Source organism: Enterococcus sp. AZ091, from assembly GCF_051714805.1.
In the GTDB taxonomy this organism is placed as follows: domain Bacteria; phylum Bacillota; class Bacilli; order Lactobacillales; family Enterococcaceae; genus Enterococcus_D; species Enterococcus_D gallinarum.
In genome coordinates this window covers 1,681,073-1,703,329 of sequence record NZ_JBIOSO010000001.1, presented here as the reverse complement: position 1 = coordinate 1,703,329, position 22,257 = coordinate 1,681,073, and the positions used below count along the sequence as shown (strand labels likewise).

At 41.8% G+C, this 22,257-nt stretch carries 25 protein-coding genes and 1 other annotated feature; of the genes, 2 read left to right on the top strand and 23 right to left on the bottom strand.

Going from position 1 to position 22,257, the window contains the following annotated elements:
- Window positions 1-47: 47 nt before the first annotated feature.
- From rseP to rpsB, 7 genes are all read right to left on the bottom strand, one after another.
- On the bottom strand, window positions 48-1,316 hold the full coding sequence (gene rseP, locus IGJ28_RS08580; RefSeq protein WP_081131699.1) for an RIP metalloprotease RseP: 1,269 nt from the start codon (window positions 1,314-1,316) through the stop codon (window positions 48-50).
- 437 nt (window positions 1,317-1,753) lie between these two features.
- Entirely contained in the window at window positions 1,754-2,560 is an 807-nt protein-coding gene (locus tag IGJ28_RS08575; protein WP_003126872.1) for a phosphatidate cytidylyltransferase, read from the bottom strand.
- On the bottom strand, window positions 2,557-3,354 hold the full coding sequence (locus tag IGJ28_RS08570; protein WP_003126871.1) for an isoprenyl transferase: 798 nt from the start codon (window positions 3,352-3,354) through the stop codon (window positions 2,557-2,559). Before IGJ28_RS08570 ends, IGJ28_RS08575 begins: the two co-directional genes overlap by 4 nt.
- A 163-nt stretch (window positions 3,355-3,517) precedes the next feature.
- Window positions 3,518-4,075, bottom strand: coding sequence for a ribosome recycling factor (frr, locus tag IGJ28_RS08565; RefSeq protein ID WP_003126870.1), 558 nt, complete (start codon window positions 4,073-4,075; stop codon window positions 3,518-3,520).
- Between the two features lies 1 nt (window position 4,076).
- On the bottom strand, window positions 4,077-4,799 hold the full coding sequence (pyrH, locus tag IGJ28_RS08560; RefSeq protein WP_003126869.1) for a UMP kinase: 723 nt from the start codon (window positions 4,797-4,799) through the stop codon (window positions 4,077-4,079).
- 144 nt (window positions 4,800-4,943) lie between these two features.
- On the bottom strand, window positions 4,944-5,825 hold the full coding sequence (tsf, locus tag IGJ28_RS08555; protein ID WP_005472197.1) for a translation elongation factor Ts: 882 nt from the start codon (window positions 5,823-5,825) through the stop codon (window positions 4,944-4,946).
- Window positions 5,826-5,938: 113 nt separating this feature from the next.
- Window positions 5,939-6,727: a 30S ribosomal protein S2 gene (rpsB, locus tag IGJ28_RS08550; RefSeq protein WP_003126867.1), complete on the bottom strand. Its 789-nt coding sequence runs from the start codon at window positions 6,725-6,727 to the stop codon at window positions 5,939-5,941.
- 302 nt (window positions 6,728-7,029) lie between these two features.
- Between rpsB and IGJ28_RS08545 the strand changes: the two genes are divergently transcribed.
- Window positions 7,030-7,500 (top strand): arginine repressor, encoded by a 471-nt coding sequence (locus IGJ28_RS08545; RefSeq protein ID WP_003126866.1) that lies wholly within the window; start codon window positions 7,030-7,032, stop codon window positions 7,498-7,500.
- Window positions 7,501-7,561: 61 nt separating this feature from the next.
- On the opposite strand, the gene argS is transcribed toward IGJ28_RS08545, so the two are convergent.
- From argS to IGJ28_RS08495, 10 genes are all read right to left on the bottom strand, one after another.
- Entirely contained in the window at window positions 7,562-9,253 is a 1,692-nt protein-coding gene (argS, locus tag IGJ28_RS08540) for an arginine--tRNA ligase (RefSeq protein WP_003126865.1), read from the bottom strand.
- 91 nt (window positions 9,254-9,344) lie between these two features.
- Window positions 9,345-9,547, bottom strand: a binding site (T-box leader).
- A gap of 80 nt (window positions 9,548-9,627) precedes the next feature.
- Window positions 9,628-10,638, bottom strand: a complete 1,011-nt coding sequence (gene argF, locus IGJ28_RS08535) for an ornithine carbamoyltransferase (RefSeq protein ID WP_081131703.1) — start codon at window positions 10,636-10,638, stop codon at window positions 9,628-9,630.
- A gap of 196 nt (window positions 10,639-10,834) precedes the next feature.
- Complete coding sequence (gene tsaD / locus IGJ28_RS08530; protein WP_252711801.1) at window positions 10,835-11,854, bottom strand: tRNA (adenosine(37)-N6)-threonylcarbamoyltransferase complex transferase subunit TsaD; 1,020 nt, start codon at window positions 11,852-11,854, stop codon at window positions 10,835-10,837.
- Window positions 11,851-12,312, bottom strand: coding sequence for a ribosomal protein S18-alanine N-acetyltransferase (gene rimI / locus IGJ28_RS08525; RefSeq protein ID WP_003126862.1), 462 nt, complete (start codon window positions 12,310-12,312; stop codon window positions 11,851-11,853). The genes tsaD and rimI (IGJ28_RS08525) overlap by 4 nt, the downstream gene beginning before the upstream one ends.
- On the bottom strand, window positions 12,305-12,847 hold the full coding sequence (gene rimI, locus IGJ28_RS08520) for a ribosomal protein S18-alanine N-acetyltransferase (protein ID WP_438845327.1): 543 nt from the start codon (window positions 12,845-12,847) through the stop codon (window positions 12,305-12,307). The genes rimI (IGJ28_RS08525) and rimI (IGJ28_RS08520) overlap by 8 nt, the downstream gene beginning before the upstream one ends.
- Window positions 12,831-13,553 (bottom strand): tRNA (adenosine(37)-N6)-threonylcarbamoyltransferase complex dimerization subunit type 1 TsaB, encoded by a 723-nt coding sequence (gene tsaB, locus IGJ28_RS08515; protein WP_081131704.1) that lies wholly within the window; start codon window positions 13,551-13,553, stop codon window positions 12,831-12,833. Before tsaB ends, rimI (IGJ28_RS08520) begins: the two co-directional genes overlap by 17 nt.
- A 234-nt stretch (window positions 13,554-13,787) precedes the next feature.
- Window positions 13,788-14,774 (bottom strand): LacI family DNA-binding transcriptional regulator, encoded by a 987-nt coding sequence (locus tag IGJ28_RS08510; RefSeq protein WP_081131705.1) that lies wholly within the window; start codon window positions 14,772-14,774, stop codon window positions 13,788-13,790.
- A gap of 38 nt (window positions 14,775-14,812) precedes the next feature.
- Window positions 14,813-16,294: a UDP-glucose--hexose-1-phosphate uridylyltransferase gene (gene galT / locus IGJ28_RS08505; protein ID WP_252711800.1), complete on the bottom strand. Its 1,482-nt coding sequence runs from the start codon at window positions 16,292-16,294 to the stop codon at window positions 14,813-14,815.
- 11 nt (window positions 16,295-16,305) lie between these two features.
- Window positions 16,306-17,295 carry a UDP-glucose 4-epimerase GalE gene (gene galE, locus IGJ28_RS08500; protein ID WP_021151224.1) on the bottom strand — a complete coding sequence of 330 codons (990 nt, stop codon included), beginning with the start codon at window positions 17,293-17,295 and terminating at the stop codon, window positions 16,306-16,308.
- A gap of 48 nt (window positions 17,296-17,343) precedes the next feature.
- Entirely contained in the window at window positions 17,344-18,501 is a 1,158-nt protein-coding gene (locus tag IGJ28_RS08495; RefSeq protein ID WP_252711799.1) for a galactokinase, read from the bottom strand.
- 153 nt (window positions 18,502-18,654) lie between these two features.
- Between IGJ28_RS08495 and IGJ28_RS08490 the strand changes: the two genes are divergently transcribed.
- Window positions 18,655-18,822, top strand: coding sequence for a DUF3042 family protein (locus tag IGJ28_RS08490; protein ID WP_003126853.1), 168 nt, complete (start codon window positions 18,655-18,657; stop codon window positions 18,820-18,822).
- 23 nt (window positions 18,823-18,845) lie between these two features.
- On the opposite strand, the gene IGJ28_RS08485 is transcribed toward IGJ28_RS08490, so the two are convergent.
- From IGJ28_RS08485 to IGJ28_RS08460, 6 genes are all read right to left on the bottom strand, one after another.
- Window positions 18,846-19,208 carry a DUF488 domain-containing protein gene (locus IGJ28_RS08485; RefSeq protein ID WP_005472185.1) on the bottom strand — a complete coding sequence of 121 codons (363 nt, stop codon included), beginning with the start codon at window positions 19,206-19,208 and terminating at the stop codon, window positions 18,846-18,848.
- Between the two features lie 164 nt (window positions 19,209-19,372).
- A complete protein-coding gene (locus IGJ28_RS08480) occupies window positions 19,373-19,771 on the bottom strand; it encodes a rhodanese-like domain-containing protein (RefSeq protein ID WP_005472184.1) in 399 nt (132 codons plus the stop codon).
- A 15-nt stretch (window positions 19,772-19,786) separates the two neighbouring features.
- Window positions 19,787-20,752: an ROK family glucokinase gene (locus IGJ28_RS08475; protein ID WP_005472183.1), complete on the bottom strand. Its 966-nt coding sequence runs from the start codon at window positions 20,750-20,752 to the stop codon at window positions 19,787-19,789.
- The gene (locus tag IGJ28_RS08470; protein WP_005472182.1) at window positions 20,752-20,961 is read right to left on the bottom strand and encodes a YqgQ family protein; all 210 of its coding nucleotides are present in this window, start codon (window positions 20,959-20,961) and stop codon (window positions 20,752-20,754) included. The genes IGJ28_RS08475 and IGJ28_RS08470 overlap by 1 nt, the downstream gene beginning before the upstream one ends.
- Before the next feature lie 18 nt (window positions 20,962-20,979).
- Window positions 20,980-21,660 (bottom strand): rhomboid family intramembrane serine protease, encoded by a 681-nt coding sequence (locus tag IGJ28_RS08465; RefSeq protein ID WP_003126848.1) that lies wholly within the window; start codon window positions 21,658-21,660, stop codon window positions 20,980-20,982.
- The gene (locus IGJ28_RS08460; RefSeq protein ID WP_103299880.1) at window positions 21,653-22,219 is read right to left on the bottom strand and encodes a 5-formyltetrahydrofolate cyclo-ligase; all 567 of its coding nucleotides are present in this window, start codon (window positions 22,217-22,219) and stop codon (window positions 21,653-21,655) included. Before IGJ28_RS08460 ends, IGJ28_RS08465 begins: the two co-directional genes overlap by 8 nt.
- Window positions 22,220-22,257 lie beyond the last annotated feature (38 nt).

The following is a 22,257-nucleotide window of genomic DNA, read 5'->3' as shown; positions in this document are numbered from 1 at the left end:
TGCTATACCATACACCCTGCTTGGCCCATATCAGCTGCTTCCTCTAATCAAAAGAAAAAGCGCTGAATATCATTCCAAGTCACTAACACCATCAGCAACATCAAAAAACCAAACCCAATTAACGTGATGATTCCTTCTTTTTCTTGACTGATCGGTTTACCTCGGACACCTTCAAGAATGTTCAAAACGAGTTTGCCGCCATCCAACCCTGGAATAGGCAACAAATTAAAGATTCCTAAGTTGATGGAGATCGCCGCCATCATCATGACGACAGAGGCTACCCCTTGTGAGGCTGCTTGTGAGGACAATTGGAAAATGGCCACCGGACCGCCTAATTTGTCCAGATCTGGTTGTACGATCAAATTACCGACAGCTCGGAAAATCAGTAAAGCATTGTTGAAGGTCAATTTCAAGCCACCTAATAGCTTGTCACCAAGACTTGTTTTCAAGCCAGGACTGATTCCCATAAATCCTACTTTTTCTCCTTCAGCAGATTTCCCTTCTGGCGTTGCTTCAATCGTTAATGTATCACTTCCCCGCTTCACTTCAAGGGGGATCTTCGTGTCAGGATAATTTTGGATCTCACTGCTCAATTCCTGCCAGTTGGATACTGTCTTGCCATTGACTGCTAAGATCTCATCGCCATCTTTCAAGCCTGCCTCAGCGGCTGGTGAACCATTTTGGATACCAGAGATGCTGGTCGTATTCACATCTTGTACACCACCCTGTGCAAACACTAACCCTGTGAATAAAACAAAAGCTAAGATGAAGTTATTCATCGGTCCAGCAAAATTGGTCAACATTCGCTGCCAAAGTTTCGCTGACTGAAATTGAACATCTTTCGGTGCAATCCTTACTTCAACACCGTCTTCATGAATAATGGTTGCATCATGATCGACCGCATAAGCGACTTTTTCTTGTTCATTTCCATTGATGTACCCTGCAATCGTCAACTTTTCTTCGAGATCAAAGTCTACCACTTCCATCGGAATCGCATGAGGCAACTGCACCTTTTTGCTAGTATTGATCTTGATGACTTTTCCATCCTTGTCTTGCACAAGTGAGATCGGCATACCTGGTGTCAGCTCTGTCTCATCTTCGCCCCAGCCTGCCATTTGAACATAGCCACCTAATGGTAACATTCGAATCGTGTAAGTCGTTCCATCTTTTCCTTGATGGGCAAAAAGCTTTGGACCCATTCCAATGGCAAATTCCCGAACTAAAATCCCTGCACGTTTGGCAAAGAAGTAGTGTCCAAATTCGTGGATTACGACCACAACAGAAAATATGATAATAAACACAAGAATCGTTTTCATTCTGTTTCCTCGCTTTCACTGTTCCCTCTTGCTAAAGGGGAAACCTTTCTTTATTTTATCACACCCACACCTAATGAGGAACTTCCGGCGTTATTGTAACAAGAATTTAAAGAACCAAGCTCTAACACGCATAAAAAGACTGTGGCTCTTTCTCACAACACATTCCTTAACAGGAAGAGTGTTCTTTTTTCCTTACCCTCGCATTCTTCACAGGGGTCCGTCAAAAAAGCTTCGACCGCCAAATAGTCGAGAACTAAAAAACCTCTAAATGTCTGGTCCCGTGAAAACAGGCTTCATTTAGAGGTTGAAATAAGGTTAAAATGAGGTTAAAAATTGTCTTCTTTCTGCGGAGCTGATCAAACAAATTAATGACCTAGCACTTATCTAGTCAAGCAAGTGATTATTGCTCGTTTATCTAGACTAACTAAATGATTGCTTTAGAAAACACCTAATAAGTACATGATTGGAAAAACAAACAGCATACTATCAAAACGATCAAGAATCCCGCCGTGGCCAGGCAAAATATTGCCTGAATCTTTTACTCCGTAGTGTCGCTTGATAGCTGATTCGACAAGGTCACCAAACTGACCAGCAATCGAAAAAATAATCGTCAATACGATCATGATCAGACTTCCATGGCCAAAGTAATCGTTGCCTGGGAATGCCAACAAATAAAGAGCTGCCACAACGACTGCCGAAACAATTCCGCCCAATGCCCCTTCAACGGTCTTGTTCGGTGAGATCTCCGGCCATAGCTTATGTGCGCCGAATCGGCGGCCAACCATATAAGCACCAATATCTGTCGCCCAAACAATAAACAAGCCAAAAATCAGCACAACTAATCCGTTTGGTACTAATCTAGCCGTCAAGAAACGTTCAAAGCCGACACCCACATACAGACTGACTAAAACGGGGAAACCTGCTTCATCAATGGTGTACATATTTTTGGAAACGACAGCGATCCCTAGCAACAACAAGACAATCAGATAAAACAAGGCACTTTTATCTGTATTTGCTGGTAAGAAAGCAAACCAAGGATCTTTAGGTAAGACTAAGATCACAGCCCCAAGAATCGATAACACCCCTTCAAAACTGAGAACCGCTAATCCTTTCATCCGAAATAATTCAAACACACCAATTCCGGCAAGTAAAGCTGCCGTCAACTCGATGGCTATTCCACCGACATAAATAACTGGTAAAAAAAATGCTAATGCCACCACTGCGGTGATCACACGTTGTTTCACTTTTTGTCCTCCTTCTTGTTCAACCCGCCAAAACGCCGATTTCGCTGTTGAAAACTGCCGATGGCAGCTTCTAACAATTGGGCATCAAAGTCAGGCCATAATGCTTTAGTGAAAAAGAGCTCGCTATAAGCAATTTGCCAAAGAAGAAAATTACTGATCCGTTCTTCACCACTCGTTCGAATCACCAATTCAGGATCGCGAAGTGCAGCAGGCAAGAAACCAGTCATGAGATGCTGGTCCATCATTTCTTCGGTGATTTCCACCGTCTCCTGTGTGTGGTCTAGTTCTTCATACAGCTTTTGGATCGCCTGCAGCATTTCAGCACGACTGCCATAGTTCAAAGCGAAATTCAGGACCATTCCTGTATTCTCCTTGGTCTGTTCGATGGCACGATTGACAGCATCTTGAGTGTGAGCAGGCAAATATTCGGTAAAGCCCATCACATGGACCTTCACATTTTCTTTGATCAGCTCTGGTACAAACGTGTCAAAAAAATCAACTGGCAATTGCATCAAGTAATCGACTTCTTCATTTGGTCGTTTCCAATTTTCCGTTGAGAATGCGTACAATGTCAAGACTTTGACTCCAAGCCGCGAGGCATGGGTCGTGATCGTCTTCACTGTCTCCATCCCTTCTTTGTGCCCTGCCACCCGCGGTAGACGCCGATTCTGAGCCCAGCGGCCATTTCCGTCCATAATGATCGCGATATGCTGAGGCACAGGTAATGCCGGATCAAGTTCGTATTCAGTTTCTTCCTTAACATATTTGTCTTTTTGTGGAAAAAAACGCAACATATGATTCGCTCCTCTTCCATTTCGTAAAATTCATCTTTTTCATTATAACAATAATCATATTTCTTGCCTATGAAAAGTAAAAAAAGAAATCTATATTAAAGAAAAACAAAAACATTTTCTCTTTGTTAGGAATAAAAAAAGGGCGCTTGTGCGCCCCTGCTTCTTATACTTCTAATAATTCTTGTTCTTTTTCAGCTGCGATCTGATCGATTTCTTTAATACTGTTGTCTGTCAATGTTTGAACTTCTTTTTCTGATTCTCTTAAATCATCGACCGTGATATCGCCAGATTTTTCTTGCTTCTTGTAAGCATCCATCGCATCACGACGGATATTACGGACAGCAATTTTCGCATTCTCCGCTTCTTTTTTCACATCTTTTGCCAATTCTTTCCGGCGCTCTTCCGTCAATTGCGGAATGACTAAACGGATTACTGTACCATCATTAGCAGGTGTGATACCGATGTCGCTTTGCATGATCGCTTTTTCGACTTCTTGGATCATTGTTTTGTCGAAAGGCGTAATCATCAAAATACGCGCTTCAGGAATCGTGATTGATGCCATTTGATTTAGTGGTGTTGGAACACCATAGTAGGTTACCATCACACGGTCTAAAATACTTGCGTTCGCACGACCAGCACGAATTTGTCCTAACTCGCGCTGCAAGTTTTCTGCTGCTTTTTTCATTTTATCTTTTGCTTCTGTTAAAATTTTGTCAGCCATTCTATTTCCCCCTTACTGTCGTTCCAATATGTTCTCCTAAGATTGCACGGCGAATATTTCCTTGTTCATTTAAATTAAAGACAACTAACGGAATATCATTATCCATGCTTAATGAGCTTGCAGTGGAATCCATGACTTGCAATCCTTTCGAAATCACTTCTAGATGCGTAAGCTCTTCAAACTTCACTGCACTTTGATCGATTTTTGGATCTGCTGAGTAGACACCATCGACGTTATTTTTTGCCATCAAGATCACATCTGCATTGATTTCAGCTGCTCTTAAGGCAGCCGTAGTATCTGTTGAGAAATAAGGATTCCCTGTGCCGCCAGCAAAGATCACTACACGCCCTTTTTCTAGATGACGTTCTGCCCGACGGCGAATATAAGGTTCTGCGATTTGGCGCATTTCGATCGATGTTTGGACGCGAGTCGGTACGCCAGCGTTCTCAAGAGTGTCTTGCAACGCCAATGCATTCATGACAGTTGCCAACATTCCCATATAGTCTGCTTGCGCTCGTTCCATGCCCATTTGTGCACCAATCTGACCACGCCAAATGTTACCGCCGCCTACTACGATCGCCATTTCAACACCAAGTTCATGGACTTCTTTGATCTCTTTGACGATTTCTTGGATCGTTGGCGGTTTGATACCAAATCCTTCATCCCCTGCCAATGCTTCGCCGCTCAATTTTAACACAACACGTTGATATTTTGGTTTACCCATGATGATTCCTCCGTACATTCTCCAATACTATTGTAGCATATTGGCGCCATTCTGTTTGAATTTGTGCAATTTTTTTGAAAATCGGTTTTTGCTTAAAAAAAGGGAGCGCACTTCCATGCGTTCCCATCTGTTCGAGGAACAGAATTATTTTTTGACTTGGCTCATAACTTCTTCTACAAAGTTATCTTCGCGTTTTTCGATACCTTCGCCGACTTCAAAACGAACAAATGATTTCACTGTTGCGCCTTTTGAAGCAACAAATTTTTCAACAGTCATGTCAGGATCTTTAACGAATGGTTGGTCAACCAAAGCGATTTCTGCTTTGAATTTTTTCAAACGGCCTTCAACCATTTTTTCAACGATGTTGGCTGGTTTGCCTTCGTTCAATGCTTGTTCAGTCAAAACTTGTTTTTCGTGATCCAATTCTTCTTGTGAGATTTGAGATTCATTCACATAGCGAGGATTGATTGCAGCAACGTGCATAGCGACATCTTTTGCAACTGATTCGTCTGTTGTTCCTTCAAGAACAGTCAAGACAGCGATACGTCCGCCCATGTGCAAGTAGCCACCGAAAGCAGAGTTGTCATCTTTTTCAACAACTTCAAAACGACGGAAGCTGATTTTTTCACCGATAACTTGAGTTGCTTCGATCAATGCTGCTTCCATTTTACCTTTTGATGTTTCCAACTGCAAAGCAGCTTCCATGTCAGCAGGTTTGTTTGCAGCGATTACTTCTGCGATTTCTTTAACTAAATCTTGGAACATTTCGTTTTTAGAAACGAAGTCTGTTTCAGAGTTTACTTCAACGATTGCAGCAGCATTCCCGTTGATAGCAACAGATGCCAATCCTTCAGCAGCAATCCGATCATTTTTCTTTGCAGCTTTAGCCATTCCTTTTTCACGTAATAGATCAACGGCTTTTTCGATATCTCCTTCGACTTCAACTAAGGCACGTTTTGCATCCATCATACCTACACCAGTCATGTCGCGCAATTCTTTTACTAATTTAGCTGTTACTTCTGCCATTTTTTGTTTTCCTCCTAAATGTCATTTAACAAGCCTGAACTTGCCTTTTAAAAAAGCTGTTTCAAAGGAGAGTGAGGCTTGGCGCCTAGCCTTTGAAACAGCTCCATCATTTCTTATTCAGCTGATACATTGTCGCCTTCGACAACATCAACGATTTCTTCGATTGAAGTAGCATTTTCTGTTGATTCAGCAGAAAAATCTTCTTCAACTACTTGGTCTTCGCCTTGGTTGCCTTCGATAAATGCATCTGCCATTTTAGCAGTGATCAATTTAACGGCACGAATCGCATCGTCGTTTGATGGGATAACTACGTCGATCTCATCTGGATCACAGTTTGTATCAACCATCGCTACGATTGGGATATTTAATTTACGTGCTTCTTGGATCGCAATGCGTTCTTTGCGTGGGTCAACAACGTACATTACATCTGGAATTCTTGGCATATCAGCGATACCGCCTAAGAATTTTTCAAGACGTTCGCGTTCTTTGTTCAAACCAACGACTTCTTTTTTAGGAAGGACATCAAATGTGCCATCTTCTTCCATTTTGTTGATTTGTTTCAAGCGAGCAACACGTTTTTGGATAGTTTCCCAGTTCGTCAATGTTCCACCTAACCAACGATGGTTTACGTAGTATTGACCTGAACGGATAGCTTCTTCTTTGATTGCTTCTTGGGCTTGTTTTTTTGTTCCTACGAACAAAGCAACTCCGCCTTCTTCAGCAACGTTTTTCATGTAGTCGTATGCTGCATCTACTAACTTAACAGTTTTTTGTAAGTCGATGATGTAGATACCGTTTCTTTCTGTGAAGATATATTTCTTCATTTTTGGGTTCCAGCGACGTGTTTGGTGTCCAAAGTGTACGCCGGCTTCTAGCAATTGTTTCATTGAGATTACTGCCATGATGTGTTTCCTCCAATTTGGTTTTTGATTTCCTCTCTTGTTCTTTAGCTCTTCGAAGAACTGATTATCAGCACCGCTTCGCAGATGGAACAAGATGTGGATTTGCGGAGTCAAAAAACTCACGCCTTAAACAGTATACAGTAGCTACTAAAGAATTGCAACTGCTTTTCCTCATAAACCTAGCTGTTTACTTTTACATTTTTTTCTTACAAACAACGGGTGTTCAGTCTGACTAAAGCCTAGGTTTTTAATCCTTTTTCTGCTATGATAATGCTGAAGAATTCAATTAAAGGAGTCTATTTATGCGTAAATCCGACCGGCATTTATTGATCAAACAGATTATTGCAGAACATAGTGTGGGAACTCAAGAAGAACTGTTGCAGTTGCTCGAAGCACAAGGAGTAACCGCTACGCAGGCAACGATCTCCCGCGATATCCGTGATCTAAAAATTGTCAAACAGCCTGATGAGACTGGACAAACAAAATTTGTTCTCTTTCAAGGAATGAATACTCAAGAAAATGAAAAAGCGGAAGAACAACGGCTGATTCACATGCTGGAAGATGTCGTCACCAAAGTGGATCGTGTTCAATTTATGACGCTAATCAATACGATCCCTGACAATGCACCTTTATTGGCAGCGGCTTTAGATGAAGTTTCGATGCCTGAGAAAGTTTGTTCTCTCGCCGGCTTTGATACAGTAGCCGTTATTTCCCGTACAAATGAAGATGCCATCAAGCTGACTGAATATATCAAGTCCCATGCTATTCTCTAAAGAATCGAAAAAAAGATACCAGCGGCAAGCATATAGGCTGCCGTTGGTATCTTTTTTTTATTTACATTTTATCAGGTGCATGTAATCCTAACAGACGCAAATCTTCTTTTAACAAGACTGTTACAGCGTAAACCAATGCCAATCGAGCATCTTTTTGCGCATCTTCCGCTAAAATCTTGACATTTGCATAGTATTTATTGAAGGCTTGCGCTAATTTGATCGCATGTTTAGCAATCACTGATGGCTCATATTTATCTGCAGCCTGTAAGATAGTTTCTGGGTAGCGTTGGATCAACTTGATCACTTCCCAGCTCTCTGCATCATTCAAAGCAAGAGCTTGCGCATTGGCAGGATCAAATTGTGCTTTTTCTAAAATGCTCATCGCCCGTGCATGAGAATATTGGACGTAAGGTCCGGTTTCTCCTTCAAAACGAACGACTTCTTCCAATGTGAAATCGAAGTTGTTCAGGCGATCATTTTTTAAATCATGAAAGACGACCGCACCGACACCCACTTGTTTTGCCACTTCATCTTTGTTCGCTAAGCCTGGATTTTTTTCTGTGATTTGTTCTTTCGCAGATTCGATGGCTTCATTCAATACTTCTTCTAATAAAACGATTTTTCCTTTACGAGTAGACAGCTTCTTACCATCTTTGGTGATCAAACCAAATGGGATGTGGTGCATATCATCTGACCAATCGAAGCCCATTTCTTTAAGAACTGCTTTCAATTGCTTAAAATGATAGCTTTGTTCGTTACCGACAACATACAGAGACTTAGCAAAGTTATAAGTCCGTTTGCGGTACAATGCTGCCGCCATATCCCGAGTGATATATAATGTTGCGCCGTCAGATTTGCGGATCAACGCTGGATTGAGATCATAGGCAGTCAAATCAACGATTTCTGCGCCTTGGTCTTCTTGTAATAAATGTTTTTCTTCCAAAAGTTCAACGACTTCCGTCATTTTATCATTGTAGAAGGCTTCCCCATTCAATGAATCAAAACTTACTTCCAGCATGTCATAGATTTTGTTGAACTCTTGCAATGACTCATCGCGGAACCATTGCCATAATTCGGTTGCTTCTTGATCACCGTCTTCTAGCTTCTTGAACCATGCCCGAGCTTCATCTTCCAACGCTTTATCATTTTCTGCTTGTTCATGGAATTCAACATATAAACGCAAGAGTTCATTGATTGGTTCTTTTTTAACTGCTTCTTCAGAACCCCATTTTTTATAGGCGACGATCAATTTCCCAAATTGAGTTCCCCAGTCTCCTAAATGATTGATCCGAATTGGCTGATAACCGATTTTTTCAAGAATAAAGCCAATCGAATTACCGATCACCGTCGAACGCAAATGGCCCATGGAGATTGGTTTCGCAATGTTTGGTGAAGACATATCAATCGGAACCGCCTGCTGATTGCCAATTGATTGATCTCCATAATGATTTTTTTCCTTCAAGACGGTTTGTAAGACGTGTTCGCTGATCACTTCTTTATTCATAAAAAAGTTCAAGTATGGACCCACGACTTCGATTTTTTCAAAAGAAGCTGGATCAATTTTTTCCGCCAGTTCGCTAGCGATCTGTTGCGGTGCTTTGCGATAGACTTTGGCTAACGCAAAGGCAGGAAAAGCAACGTCTCCGTGTTCAGCAGTTTTAGGATTTTCTAACAATTGACTGACTTGTTCTAAAGTCAAATCTTCTTTGACTGCGGCATAAATAGCTTGTGCAACGATTTGTTTATTATTCATTTTCTTTCCCTCCATTTGTTTCGATACGAAAGCAATGCCCAGCGAATGTACATGCGGAACAACTAAAAAAAGCCTCTAGTGCATCACATGCACTAGAGACGAGATTTCCCGCGGTACCACTCTATTTGTCCTTTAAGGAATGATTCTTAAAAGACCTACTTATTTCTGATAACGGCAGAATTCCGTTTGCTAGGCAAAATCTCACAAGTGCGCTTCACTTTCTTGATTGTTCGGCTCACACCTTCCCGAACTCGCTGAAAAACAAAAGCTACTCTTCTTGCTCATCGATTATCTACTATTTTGTTCCCAGAAAGTATAACAAAAAATAATCGGTTTGGCTAGCCGGTTTTTCGCCTTTGCATGGATTTCGCTAGTTAAACCTTTGGAATAAAAAGATCTCCTAGGGTGACAGCCATAATAGCTTTGATAGAGTGAAGGCGATTTTCTGCTTGATCGAACTGGCGCGCTTGCTTGCTGTGAAAAACGTCATTCGTCACTTCCATCTCCTTCAAGCCAAAATCAGCAGCGATTTTGGCTCCATATTTGGTTTGTGTATCATGAAAAGCTGGTAAACAATGGAGGAAAATGGCTTGTTCATTATTGGTTTTTTTCATTAATTCGGCATTTACTTGGTAAGGCATCAGCAAGTCGATTCGTTCTTTAAATTTTGCTTCTTCTCCCATTGAAACCCATACATCGGTATAAACGACGTCTGCTCCTGCTACAGCTGCCACATCATCTGTAATCAAAATTTCGGCTTGTGATGCTTGGGCAAATTGCTCTGCCAGCTCGATGACTTGCTGTTCCGGCTGTAATTCTTTTGGTGCGATGATTCGAATAGCAACACCGAGAATCCCGCTAGTCACAAGTAAGGATTGCGCAACGTTATTTCTTCCATCGCCGCAGTAAGCGATCGTCAGACCTTCAAGACTGCCAAAATTTTCTTGAATCGTCATAAAGTCTGCGATCATCTGTGTCGGGTGCCACATGTCAGACAATCCATTCCAGACAGGTACACCAGAATATTTCGCCAAGTCTTCAACGATTCTTTGGCTAAATCCTCGATATTCGATCCCATCAAACATCCGACCAAATACTTTTGCAGAGTCCTCAACAGATTCTTTTGATCCCATCTGGATATCGTTTGCTCCTAAAAATTCCGGATGCGCTCCTAGATCAACGGCAGCAACGGTAAAGGCAGCTCGCGTCCGAGTAGAATTTTTTTCAAACAAAAGAGCGACATTTTTTCCTTCCAAATAACGATGCGGGATATTCTTTTGCTTTAATTCTTTTACATGTAATGAAAAATCGATCAGATACTGCAATTCATCTCTGGTAAAATCTTTTTCTGCTAAAAAACTGCGACCTTTAAAAACGGATTTCATTTCTTTTGCACCCTTTCTTGCCTATGTTTTTTAGCCAGTATACATCTTTTCTAATTTTTATTCAATATATACAAGTTTTACGTATTTTTAATCAATTTTATCCAAATAATTAAACAAAAGACCGTGGGCTGCCATTCGGATTCGTATCCCGATGACGCCACGGTCTTCTCTGTAATGTTGAGCAGCAAATGCTTGATTATTTCATTTCATGACCAAAACTTAGGCTTGGCACAGCATTCAAAGATAGTGGGGCAAACTGTTTTTTTTCTAACAAAATATGCCCAAAGGCCCCGACCATTGCCGCATTATCGCCACATAAACGCAAAGGTGGGATAATCAAGTCAATCTCAGGCAGGTCACTCATTGCTTCATCTAGTGCCTGACGCAGGCCTTGGTTTGCAGCAACGCCACCTGCAACAATCAATTGGTTAACAGGATAAGTCTTGCAGGCGCGAATCGTCTTAGTGACCAAAACTTCTACGACACTTGCTTGAAAACTAGCAGCAAGGTTGGCTTCGTCCAATGTTTCTCCTCGTTGCTGCGCATTATGGACAAAATTAATAAAGGCACTCTTTAATCCGCTAAAACTAAAATCAAAATTGTCTTCATGAATCATTGCTCTGGGAAAATGGTACGTGTCCTCACCTAAATGCGCCAAACGATCGATTTCTTTTCCGCTAGGATAAGAAAGTCCTAAGACTCGTCCTACCTTGTCATATGCTTCTCCTGCAGCATCGTCACGTGTCTCGCCAATAATCTCAAAGGAACCATCTTCTGTCATATAAACTAACTCCGTATGTCCACCGCTCACTAGCAAGGCAAGCAATGGAAAGGTCAGAGGTTTGACAAAACGGGCCGCATAGATATGCCCCGCCATATGATTGACTGGCAACAAGGGTAATCCATGCGCCCAGGCAAACGCTTTGGCTGCCGAAAGACCGATCAGCAACGCCCCCACTAAGCCTGGACCGTACGTGACCGCTACAGCGGATAAGTCTTCTGGTGTCACTTCTGCTTGTTTCAGTGCCTCTTCTAAACAAAGAGTAATCTGCTCCACATGATGTCGACTAGCTACTTCTGGGACAACGCCACCAAAACGTTGATGACTTTTAATTTGAGAAGCCACGATATTGCTTAAAATCGTGTCCCCGTTCTTTATGACAGCGACACTTGTTTCGTCGCAGCTGCTTTCAATGGCTAAAATCAATTCATTCATTTGATTGATGCTGGCCTCACTTTCTTTTCCATGATCAATGCATCCTCTTGAGGATGACTATAATAATTTTTGCGCCGCCCAATGATTTCAAAACCCATTCGCAGGTATAAGGCTTGTGCTGGAAAATTACGGACCCGCACTTCTAGAAAAATCCTTTCGACGCCAGCAGATTGACAAGACTGAATAACAGCTTGCAGCAAGAGTTTCCCCAATCCCTGTCCTTTTTTTTCCGGTAAGACTGCGAGATTAAAGATTTCAGCTTCGTCTAAAACCCGACGGTAACTAACAAATGCCTCCATTGGCTGGAGTACTAAATAGTGACTGTCAACAGCAGCCAAATCCTGCTTGAATTGTTCACAAGTCCAGGGAGAGCCATCTTGGTAACTCGCTTCTGCCAATTGCCATAACAGCTCTTCACTTTTTGCAGGCAACTCTTCTTTATTCAACAGTTTATTCATTTAAAAATTTCACCATATCCAATGCATCTTCATTTCCTTCTGTATAGTAGGCAGTTTTGATCGCTCGCGAGACAAAGCCAAGCTGTCGATAAAGCCGCTGAGCGTCACGATTACTTAAACGCACTTCTAACGAAATTCGGTCACATTTGTTTTTTCGCGCATACTGTTCGATTTCAGTCAACAAAAAAGAGCCGACACCTCGGCCTTGATATTCAGGTATAACAGCAATATTGGTAATATGAGCATCTTCTCCCAACAAACGAACGCCCGCAAAACCGATCATGCGCTCATTTTGTAAGATACACAAGTACAAATGCTTAAATCGCGAATAAATCTCTGAAAGAAACGCGCTCTTGGTCCAAGGCAGCTCCCCGGCATACACCAATCGTTCCACTTGCAGTAACTCTTTGATATCTTCGCCGACGATTTCACGAATCACATACGTTTCATCCTGAATCGTTTTCGTCTGTTCTGGGTATTGAACTTTACGAAAAAGGGTCAGCTTTCCTTGGAAAGATTTAAATTTTTTCAACATATGTATCCGCTCCTGGAGTATGGGATGCCAACCACTTTTCTTCCGCTTCAACAAGTTTCAAATACTCTGGCACAAAATCATGGATCGACGAAACGGGTTCCTCTGTTTCACTTAATTCTGCCAACACGACGCCATTCGGATAATTCCACAAAGAAACGTGATTGATCTGTGCAGACGGCATGGCTTCAGTGATTTGCGGGGCAAATTTTGCAGCATCAGCTCCAACAAAAAGTACCTCTGTGTGCAACTCAGCTAATGCATGCAACAATGTCGGTAATGCCACATGCTGGTCAGGGATCACTGACTGCAGCTTCCCTTCCTGCCAACGATAGCCACCAGCATAGACATTGTTGCGACGTGCGTCAAATAATGGCACGATCACTTTCAAAACCCCAACACAATTCGCAGCTATGTTCTTCAAACTCGACACGCCCACCAATGGGATATGTAATGTATCGGCTAATGTTTTAGCGGTCGTGACACCGATCCGCAATCCTGTATAAGATCCCGGACCTTGGGCAACTGCGATTCGCTCTAACTGCTGCGGCAATACCCCCACAGATTGCATCAATAAATCGATTGCCGGCATCAATGCACTGCTGTGATTTTTGATAGCCATCGTCTGACTTTGTCCTAGGATCTCCTGACCATCCATGACTGCAATGGCCAATGTTTGATTTGATGTATCGATCGCTAATGTTTTCATTGCTTTTTCTCCCCAATCAAAAAACTCACTCATATTTTACCATATTCTGATAAAATGCCAAACTTTGCTTATTTGCTTTCATAGGTGCATGGTTACTGGTGAACTAAAAAAATGGCCAAAGAATCTATGGCAGCCGCGACAGTTTCTGACTGCGATGGAAAACTGTTCCATTACTGGAGACTTTTTCCCATAGATTCTCAGGACATTTCTATTTGTTGCAGATGAACTTCCCCATCATTGATTCGTAGATTGACGTTTAATCAACTCCGTTGCGATAGTGACCTTTCGCGGAACAGGAGCTGGATTCTTGATGATCTCAAGTAGTGTGGTTACAGCCAACTCTCCCATCCACTCCGTATGAACTTTGATTGTCGAAAGGGTTGGAAAAACATACTTGGCAACACTGACATCGTTAAAGCCGATCAAGGAGATATCTTCTGGCACACGAATCTTTTCTTCTTGCAGTGCCCGCAGTGCTCCGATGGCTAAAGCATCGCTGGAAGCAAATAACGCAGTAGGCAGTGGCAAGGCGTCTTGCAAGAACTGTTTCATTGCCTGATATCCATCTTCGACAGTAAACGGTGCTGCAATGTGATACCCTTCGTCATAAAGACGCAAGCGTGTCAGTCGTTCCTTGAATAGCGTCAGCCGCGGATCTTCAATTTCTTGTCGACTTCCTTTTGTAAATTCAATACCAGATAAGATACCGATTTTTTGATGTCCTTTAGCAACAAAATGATCAATGACCAAATCCACTGCTTGCTGAAAATCGACTACCAATGAATCCACTCCAGCCGACAGCCCGTCAAAATCAACGAGTAGCAGATGAGGCTGCGTCTTTTTTAATTGTGCGATCTGCTGGGCATCAAATTTTCCTAAAGCAATCGTTCCATCTACTTGGGTCTCACTGATAGAAGCAAACGATTCTTTTAACAAGCGAATCCCCAATTCTTCCGTCTTGTTCTCAATCCCAAGCCGAATAGCTAAATAGTAAAGATCTGCCAGTTCTTCTTCGGTATCAAACCACTGAATCAAACGAATCCGACCGTTTTCGACTTGGCTTTTCTTTTTATGCTTTGTATAGTTCAGTGCTTCGGCGGTTTTGAATATTTTTTCTTTGGTTTCTGAACTGACGGCTAACTCACTGTCATAATTGAGGACACGAGAAACAGTCGCTGGTGAAACGCCTGCCTGTTCAGCAATATCTTTAATTGTAGCCATTCCCGCGCCTCCATTCTTTCAAATTCATCTCAATAACTTCAAAGTTTATTGATAAAACGCATGAATGCAGCCTGACCGGATGCATCTCGCTTGAAAACTCCTGCGTATTCCAAAACTTTTGCAAAAATCCCACCAACTTCTTGATAAACAATCTCTGTTACATTCTCCTCAGTGATGGTATAGGTTTCCTTCATCTCTTGTGCCCACGGAATATGATAAGCAGCAATTTGATTTGGCTGACCAAGAAGGTAGGCCCTCACTTCTTCTAACTCCGTTGCTAAACGTGGAGGCAAGACCGCTAATCCCATCACCTCGATTAACCCAATGTTTTCTTTTTTGATATGCTGAACATCTTTATGAGGATGAAAAATACCATCAGGATGTTCGTCAGAAACATTGTTATCCCGAAGAACAAGATCCATTTCAAAGTATTCGCCCTGTTTTCGAGCAATTGGTGTGATGGTGTGATGCGGTGTGCCATCTTCTGAATAAGCATTGATCGAAACGGAAGGATCTGAGTACTCTTTCCATTGTGCCAAAATATAATCAGAAGCAGCAGCCACTTTTTGCTTGTCTCGTCCTTGAATCCGAATAACCGAAAGCGGCCATTTAACGATTCCCACCGTTAGCTCGTCAAAACCAGTTAGTTTGAATGTTTTCTCAATGGGTGCTTTTGCCATCGCAAATGTATGCCGTCCACCTTGATAATGATCGTGGGACAAGATCGATCCGCCTACGATTGGCAAATCAGCATTTGAACCGACAAAATAGTGAGGCAGAACCTCAATGATTTGCAATAGACGATCAAAGGTTTTGCGCGTGATCTTCATCGGACGATGCTCTAAAGACAAAAAGATGGAATGCTCATTGTAATAAGCGTACGGAGAGTACTGAAGCCCCCACGCTTCGCCGTCCAGATTCATCCGAATAATGCGATGATTTGTTCGAGCCGGGTAATTCAGCCGCCCTTTATAACCTTCATTTTCCAAACAAAGGAGACATTTAGGATAATCGATCGCTGCTGCTGCTCGCTGCGCAGCGATTTCTTTCGGATCTTTTTCGGGTTTGGATAGATTGATCGTGATCTCTAATTCTCCATACTCGGTCATTACCGGAAAAACAATATTTTTCTTGATGGCTCGAGTCTTGATGTAATCATTTTGCTGACACAAATGGTAAAAATAATCCGTTGCCTCTTGTGGGTCTTTTGCATAGTGCTGGGCAAAGAAAGCATTGACCACAGAAGGCGGTGGCGTCAAGAAATCCATCAATTGCGCTTCAAGGATTTCGGTTTCAGCAAGTGCCTCGCCGATTACCTGATTTTTTTTTGCTTGAGTGACCAATTGATCCATCAATACCACGGCTGATTCTTCGACCGGTCGTACAGTAGCTGATTCAAATGCTTCTTCACCAATCATACCAAGGATCCTATTTTGTAAATAAATACGATCCATTTCCATCCATCCACCAGCCTGGATCGCTAATGTCACGAAATCACAGATTGTTTGACTGAGCGTCATTTTGTTGCCTCCTAGTCTTGATAACCTTCTGGATGGCTAACGTGCCAATTCCAAGCTGTTTCAATTATTTGTTTCACATCGGTGTAACTAGGTTCCCAACCTAACACCGCTTTTGCTTTATCACTAGAAGCGACCAATGTTCCCGGATCTCCGGCACGTCGCGGTGCTACTTTCGCTGGAATATCTTTTTGCGTAACAGTACGCGCTGCATCCAACATTTCTTTGACTGAGTAGCCATTGTTGCTGCCAAGATTGAAAACATTGCTAGGATTGCCTTTTTTCAAATATTCTAATGCTAAAATGTGGGCGTTGCATAGATCTTCTACGTGTACGTAGTCTCTGATACAAGTTCCATCTGGCGTATCATAGTCATCACCGAAAATTGCTAGCTCCTGACGCTGACCTAAAGCGACTTGCAAGATGATTGGAACTAAGTGAGTCTCAGGATCATGGTCTTCCCCGATTGAAGCATCTGATTTAGCTCCTGCAACATTAAAGTAGCGTAAAGCGACGTATTTCATGCCGTAAGCTTCATCACACCAACGCATCATTTTTTCCATCATGAGTTTGCTTTCCCCATAAGGATTTTTGGGATTTGTAGGTGTTTCTTCTGTGATTGGGCTTTGTTCTGGCTCGCCATAAGTCGCTGCAGTAGAAGAAAAGACAATATGATCAACGTTGTTGTCTTTCATTACTTCTAATAATACCTGCATCCCATACACATTGTTGTTGAAGTATTTCAACGGTTTCTCAACTGATTCACCGACAAGAGAGCTTGCGGCAAAATGGATCACGCCATCAATCGTTTCTTTCTCAAAAACGCTTTGCAAAAATGCTTTGTCTCGAATATCTCCTTCGTAGAAAACAGCCTCTGGATGGATCGCTTGACGATGACCTGTTAAAAGGTTATCCACGACAACGGCTTGGTATCCTTTCGTAATCAATTGATCAACTGCATGAGAGCCGATATATCCGGCGCCACCTAATACTAAAATAGCCATTCTTAATCATCCTTTTCTTTCATTTATTCAATGAATCCGTCTTACATTCTACAGTTTTCGCGCGCCATCATCAATGCTTGCTTGGTAAATATCTGTCTCATAGCCGATTTTTTCACGATAGCTTTCTTTGACAGCCGTTGCAAAAGCTTCCCACTCGCTTTTTTTCACCAAAGCGATTGCACAACCACCAAATCCAGCCCCTGTCATTCGGGCTCCCAAAACTGCTGGATGTTCTTGTGCCGCTGCCACCAAAGTGTCTAACTCGATACCCGTAACTTCATAATCATCTCTTAAAGAAGCATGAGAAGCATCTAACAGATGACCAAAAGATTCTAAATCTCCCGCTTCTAATGCCGCTTTAGCTTTTAAGGTACGCTGATTCTCAGTTACAGCATGTTTTGCGCGCTTGATCAAGGTTGGATCTTCAATCAGTGAAGTATGTGCAAAGAATGTTGCTTCGTCCAATTCACCAAGCGATTGGATTTTCAGTTTCGTTTGAAGTCGTTTTAATGCTTCTTCACACTCCCCACGGCGCTCGTTGTATTTTGAATCTGCCAATTCCCGCCGCTTGTTTGTATTCATGATAGCTACGACATAGTCCCCAAATTCTGCAGGTACAAGGTCATAAGCTAAAGTGTTGGTATCTAGCAGTAATGCATGGTCTTTTTTCCCCATTCCTATAGCAAATTGATCCATGATACCTGAATTAACCCCAATAAATTCATTCTCAACTTTTTTCCCTGTCAAAATCAACTCTAAACGTTCGATCGCCAATCCGAACAAATCATCAAGAATCACTCCTGTCAATAATTCAATGGAGGCTGAAGAAGACAAGCCGGCACCATTAGGAATATTGCCATAAAAAGCGATTTCAATACCAGAGTCGATTGCATGACCCGCTGCTTTCAAATAGCGAATCACACCTTTAGGATAATTGGTCCAGTCGTCTTCTTTGCGGTACTCCAAATCGTCTAAGGAAAAAGTGATGATCCCCTTTTCAGGGAAGTTTTCCGAATAAAGACGTATTTGCTTATCTGCCCGTTTTCGTGCTACACCATACGTTCCTATCGTGATAGAGGCTGGAAAGACATACCCGCCATTATAATCTGTATGTTCCCCGATCAAGTTGATTCGTCCTGGTGCAAAATACGATCCTGTGCCTTTTTCACCGAATTTTTCTGCAAAAATTTGTTGTAGCTGTTCCATCTTTTTCGCTCCTTCATTTCATTTAGTAAATTTATTATAAAATATTTACTAAATTTTATCAATCCTTTACTCGCGATACAAGGGCTTATTTTTGATATTTTTGTACTTTTGTTTCATAATAGAAATAAATAGATAAAGGCGAGGTGGAGAAGAATGAAACGATTTCTTTCAGGTTTCTTAGTTGGTACAGTAGCAACTATCGCAGCAGCTGCTAGCGTAGTTATGACTGTCAAAAAACAAGTGATCGATCCAATTGACGAACAACAAGCACTAAATGAAGAAAAAAGAAAACGAGCTATGCGTAAAAGTGTCTCTCGTTAATACAAAAACTGCCATTGAAGATTTTACTTCAATGGCAGTTTTTTCAATTCTTCAGCTAATACAACCGCTTGATTATGTGTTTCATCTTTTGCACCATAAACCAATGTCACGGTTTTATGGTCTTTTACTATTTGCTGCAATGCACTAAAGGCATCATCGGCTGGCTTCTTTTTTAGTTCTGCTAGGTATCTTTGACAAAACGCATCAAAACGCTCTGGATCATGACCAAACCATTTACGCAATTCCGTACTAGGTGCAACCTCTTTCAACCAAGAATCAATCGCCGCCACTTCTTTTTTGACGCCTCTTGGCCAGATTCGATCAACAAGGACCCGATAACCATCTGTTGGTGCTGCAGCTTCGTATACACGTTTTACTTTAATCATTTCCTTCCACTCCTTTGAATCTACCTTAACACATTCTTTCAAAAAAAAGACCGAGTCCATGATGACAAGATTCTCAGTTACAGCTGCTGAATGGTTTCTAACGATTCATTCTCGCGCCTCTTAGGAACATCTTGTTTGATCATTGATCTCAGTCTTTTGATTGATTAACTAGTTTTCTTTTTCGTTTTTCCGCTCCAGCCTTCATAGCCTTCTTTTAGAATGTAAATTTCTTTAAACCCTTCTTTGCGAAGTTTATTCGCAGCACGGATACTTAGAGATTTACGGGTATCATATAAGTAGATGGGCTGATCTTTCCGAAATGCGCTAAACGAATTGGTTAATACCGTAAATGGGATATTTCGTGCACCTAAGATATGACCGGCATCGAACTCGTTTTTCTCCCGCACATCAATCACTTGTGCTTTTTTCATGCCATTTTTAAATTCTTCTTCGGAAATGATTTTGGCTGATCGTCTTCCCATAATTTGGAAGTACGCCCAATTCAATGCGATTGCCAATAAAATCAATCCTAAAATAATATTAATCCAGTTCCAAACAGACATCTTACCTATTCCTCTCTACTTTGCAAATTGTAATGCTAATGACGCAGCGCCGATCACACCAGCATCATTCCCTAACTCAGCTAATTTGATTTCCGTGCTTTCCGTTACTTGCGGGAATGTGAATTCTGCAAAGTAAGCTGCTACACGACTACGTAAAAATTCACCTGCTGCTGAGACACCGCCACCCAGTACAATACTTGAAGGATTCAGTGTATTGCCCAAGTTTCCACAAGCAAGGCCTAAATAGAAGCAGACTTTATCTACTACCATCAATGCAAACGGATCTTTCGCTTGGGCCGCTTCAAAAATATCTTTGCTGGAAATATCTTCGCCATTATCCAGATTTTTTTTCAATTCAGAATCGCCAGCATACTCTTCCGCCAAATGTCTTGCTACCCGAACGACACCCGTCGCACTTGACACGGTCTCTAAACAACCACGCTTCCCACAAGTACATTCAAATCCTTCTGGATCTACTGTAATATGCCCGATTTCTCCTGCACAGCCTGCTACACCATGCAAAAGTTGTCCTTCCATGATGATTCCACCGCCAACACCTGTACCGAGGGTGATAAAAATCACATCGGGATTGTTGTCACCTGCGCCTTTCCAGCGTTCGCCTAACGCAGCAACATTGGCATCGTTATCGATAGCAAAAGGAATCCCTGTCCCTTTTTCAATCGCTTCTTTGACAGGTTGCAACGTTTTCCAATTCAAATTGTAAGCACCGATAACTGTTCCTTTTTTGCGATCGACACTTCCTGGAGTCCCCATACCGATCCCAATGAAGTCTTCTGCTTTCATGCCATACAAATCCAGACGATGATTGATTGATGCAATGATCTCTGGTACGATGTGAGAACCCTCATCAAGAATATTGGTATCGATGCTCCATTTTTGTTGAATCTCTCCTTCAGAAGTCAACACAGCAAACTTGACTGTTGTTCCTCCTAGATCAATCCCGATGATTTTTTTGTCCATCACTTATTTTCCTCCCGGCTTTCTTCAATCCGATGTTCACGCTTTAAAATGCGCCAAGCGGTCAAATAGGTATCTCGATCGATCAAACGGCTGTCATAAAGATTTTTGACTTCCATCTGGATCAACTCGATATCATAGATTCGCTTGCCAACATAAATATAGACACCAAATTGTTTCAATAGTTGTTGTACGTCATATAACGTTTCCATAAACACACTTCCTGCTTATTATACAAGTATTTGATACTTTTTTAAACCATATATCACAAAAACTGCCAGTAAAAAAAGAAAAACAATGGCGGAAAGAATGCGGGTATGAATCGAATATTTCCCGAAGTTCTTTGGTAAAGCCAATGCATTGCCTAAGATGAATCCTCCTAAGATTCCTCCGACATGTCCCCAAATATCAATCGATTGATCAAATAGACCAAATACGAAATTCAAGACAACGAACAATGCAAATTGACGAACCATCGCTTGGATCTGGTAATCATTCTTAAAGTGGAGTCCCAGAATCAGAAAAGCACCAAACAGACCAAACAATGACGTGCTCGCACCTGCAGATTGGACACCGGCCTGATTAAAGGCAAAACTCATCGCGTTCCCCATAACCCCACTCATCAAATACAAAATGAAGAAACGAGCATGACCGTAGATCGCTTCCACCTGTTGACCCATAAAATAAAGAATAACAGAATTCACTGCAAAATGAGCGAGACCAAAGTGAATGAAAATCGGCGTTACAAAACGCCAATACTCGTTCATGTAAGCAACATAAGGGCCAAACATCACCCCCATCACTTGAGTCATCGGACTAATATAGCCGATAATAAAGACTAACGTCTGGATGGCTAAAAACGTATAAGTAAAGATTGGACGATTAAGCCAGCGTTTCATTTGTTTATTCATTGTCTACTCCTTTTTCTCCGAAAGAAACTTTATCAGTGATTATTTTCTGGACCGGAATATCAAAAGAATCAGGTTGCCACCGGACATCAAATTGTTCTGCAAAAACCAATGACACAGTTTTCCCTTGGAAATCTGCCAGAAACCGATCATAATAACCGCCGCCAAAACCAATCCGATATCCCTCATGAGAAAAAATCAAACCAGGAACGATCAAAAGATCCAGGTCCAATGCATCGATTTTTTTTTGAGAAAGAGGCTCTTCTACCCCAAAACTGGAAAGCTGATATTCAGTCTGTGGTTCCACTTGATAAAAGTGAAGTTTCTTTCTCACAGAACGTGGCACAGCAATTTGTTTACCAGAGTGAAATCCGCGCTCAAAAATCGGCTTTGTATCAAATTCAAACGGCAATGACCGAATCACGCCAATGGATTCTGCTTCGAGCCACTCTTTGGAAGCAAACAACAAAGACTGAATGATCTGCTCTTTGGTTTGCTTTGTTCGTGGATCCAGTTGCTTGAGTCGGGTTAGCCCTTGTTCACGCAAAATTTTTTTATCCATAATTAACCAACTCCTACTCCGAATAGTACCAAAAACCG